1 protein-coding gene and 1 pseudogene are annotated in these 3,190 nt (G+C 36.8%); both read right to left on the bottom strand.

The window, feature by feature from the left end; all coding sequences use genetic code 11:
- Nucleotides 1-41: 41 nt before the first annotated feature.
- A pseudogene (locus QZ276_RS11575) lies at nucleotides 42-486 on the bottom strand (transposase); the annotation flags it as partial.
- A 274-nt stretch (nucleotides 487-760) separates the two neighbouring features.
- A partial coding sequence (locus QZ276_RS10570) for a T9SS type A sorting domain-containing protein (protein ID WP_292487830.1) occupies nucleotides 761-3,190 on the bottom strand: 2,430 nt, incomplete at its 5' end.

Raw genomic sequence — 3,190 nt, 5'->3', positions numbered from 1 at the left:
TTATATTTATTGTTGAGTCGTTGAACCGTTTATTTGTTGATTTATTGAGTCGTTGAGTTAGGTAAGGTAAAGTATTCCCTTTTTATAGGACGTATCCATCCGAGCAACTTCCCCCTGGAAAAGGATAAAAAATTCAGGGTAAATTTTGAGTCAATCTTCAGATTCCGGGGTAGGAGCTCGTCCGGTTGGTTGGCCGGATAATCGGGGATCATTTCCGGAACGCGTTTTAACCATTTCCAGGGATTTACTCCATGATACTTGCAGGTTCCGAAGAAGGAATAGAACATGGCTGCTCGCCGGGCTCCACTATGCGAGCCAGCAAAAAGGTAGTTCTTCCGGCCTCATGCATTGGGACGTATCGCATTTTCAACCCTATTGTTATCAATTTCCAGCATGCCATCGTAGAGATAGGCCAGTAAACTATCCCAGCGAGGAATGGTATAATATAAGGCCCGTACCCAACGGACTTTTGGGCAGTACATCCTGATACATGTGACTCAGTTGCCGACTTTTTCCTGTTGGGTATGCTTATAATTGGATTCTAAGTGATTGTAAGATTCCTACAGCGTTTGAACACGATCCAGCAGTTGCTCCTTGGTCATATGTTCGTAGCTTTGCTGCATACACCCGCAAATATAATAAAATTGCCTGTTTTCAATCTAATATACACTTTTTAAACTAAACACTACCACTAACAATTAGCCATAGCGGCCATAAAAGCAACCCGCTATGGCATGTCAGTGTTTTGCGGCTCTATGCATTATTGTTTAATAATTTTTCTGTTAATTTCTGCCCCATCAATCTTTATTTTAACAATATAAATACCGGATGATTCAGTAGCAAATTCGGCTTTATAGGTGCCTGGAGACTGATTTTTATTTACCAGTTCCTCAATTTTTACACCTGTCAAGCTGTAGATTGATATGTTAACATAACTTTTCGTTTTTATAGAATATTCAATATGGGTTTCAGTTTTAAAAGGATTTGGATAAATAGAATTAGCATTTCTTGAAACTTTGTTATTAAATCCAACCAACTCACTAACTGTAACCACTGCAGTTTTTTTAGCAGAATTATTATTAACATCAATAACAGTTATATCAACGGGATTATCTCCTACATCATCATCATTAAAATTACTTTGACTGATCAGTGTATCTGAAATGCTACAATTGTCTGATAAATTTTCTATCAGGTCTGATGGGGTGATTGAAGCTTCACCATTACTGCCAAGTGTAACAGTAGTGTTTTTTACGGTTAATTGTGGAGATATATCCTCTCTAACCGTAACAGTAGCTATCCTGGTATTATAATTGCCGCTTGCATCGGAAACGGTAATTTCTACATCAACATTTCCTTTGTCCACACATGTAAAATTTGTTTGGCTAATAGTGGTATCTGTAATTGTACAGTTGTCAGCAGCATTCATGATTATATCAGAAGGTTTAACTGAAGCTTTACCGCTTTCATCAAGTGTAACACTTGTATTTTCTACATTCAGACCGGGTTTGATTGTATCTTTGACTCTAACATTTATGTCCCTACTTGTTGTATTTCCCGTTTTGTCAGTTATATTTATACTCACACTAACGGTTCCGGTATCCATGCATGAAAAATTCGGTTTACTAATGGTAGTATCCACTATACCACAGTTATCAGAAGTATGAATAATCACATCAGAAGGTTTAATCGAAGCTATACCATTTTCATCAAGTATAACACTTGTGTCTTTTACATTAAGTTGAGGTTCAATCGTATCTTTAATTTCTAAAGTAGTTGTCTTTTCAGTACTATTTCCGGATTGATCAGTTATACCAACATTAATAGTGAAATTTCCGGTATCCATGCATGAAAAATCATTCTGACTTATTGTTGTATCCTTTATACCGCAATTATCATTAACGTTATGCACCACATTATTTTTTTCAATTGAAGAGTGCCCATTACTGTCTAAATAGATAGTCAAGTCATTACTAACAAATTTTGGTGAAATTGTATCCTCAATAGCTACATGAGCAACTTTTGTCACAGAACTGTCAACATTATCTGTAACTTTTATATTGATTGCATAAGAGGAATCAATGTCTGAACATGAATATGTTGTTTTCCCGCTTAATGCAGTATCCAGCGAGGCAAGACAATTATCATCTGCATTAGTTATTAGCTGACTTGCAGTGATAGCCCCGACGCCATTACTATCCAGAGGTAAGGTAATATCAGTTGTACTTAATTCAGGTATAATGGTATCTTTAATAGTTATTGTGACTTCCTTTTGGGTCGTATTGCCGTTTTGGTCTTTTGCAATAGCATCTGTCGTTATTGTTTTACCTGCATCATTACATCCAAAATCATTGCGGGAGAGATACAATGTGTCTACTTGCACATTGTCTGAAATATTAGAAATAATGCTTTCTTCCGGTATATTTACCTTCCCTGTATGATTAAGATAAACACTGGTATCATGAACCGTGAAGGAAGGTTTACTTGTATCCGTTAACACGATGTTAAGCGTGGTATCTCCATTAGACAAGTCTATTGAAGAGGAAGTATCCGCAAAACCATTTTTATTGATTGTATAATTCTGAATGCTAGTATTATAATCCTCAAAAGCTATAATTCCCTCCCCATTTTGATTGGTGGTTATACTGGTGTCGTTAATATGTATAGAAGCATTTTCAAGGGGATTGTTAACTGCATCGTTAATAGTAAAAGTAATGGTTGTGCTCACTAATTCATAAGCTCCAATATCGTAACCGGCCGGAGGGTTTTGTCTTTTAATCTGCCTCTGGTCATATTCAGGGATATCCAATGTAGCATTCGTCAATGCGGCAGTTCCATTAGCCGGATTGCTTTTGCCAGGTATGGCCAAAGTAGGAGTAGGACCACCATTATCATTTAAAGAATCTAAATGCGGATTAACTCCTATTTTATCAGATGATATCCATCCATAAGAATTGGTTGTATCCATAACAATATTGCTTCCTTCTGAATCAAAATTTCCATAACAGTCATTTTGTTTTTGTGTACCGTCAGCTTTGTTTATGTAATTATTGGTTATAATGGTGTTGATAATGTTTAATAATGACTCTTTATCCTTACTATTGGCAATTCCGGCACCTTTACCAGCAGAAGGGCCCGCACCCCCACTACCGTCAGCACCATACGCAGACGGGTCAGTAGTATAACAATC

This window comes from Methanohalobium sp., from assembly GCF_018609725.1.
GTDB lineage: Archaea > Halobacteriota > Methanosarcinia > Methanosarcinales > Methanosarcinaceae > Methanohalobium.
The sequence above is the reverse complement of the archived record's forward strand: the minus strand, read 5'-3'. Positions and strand labels throughout refer to the sequence as shown.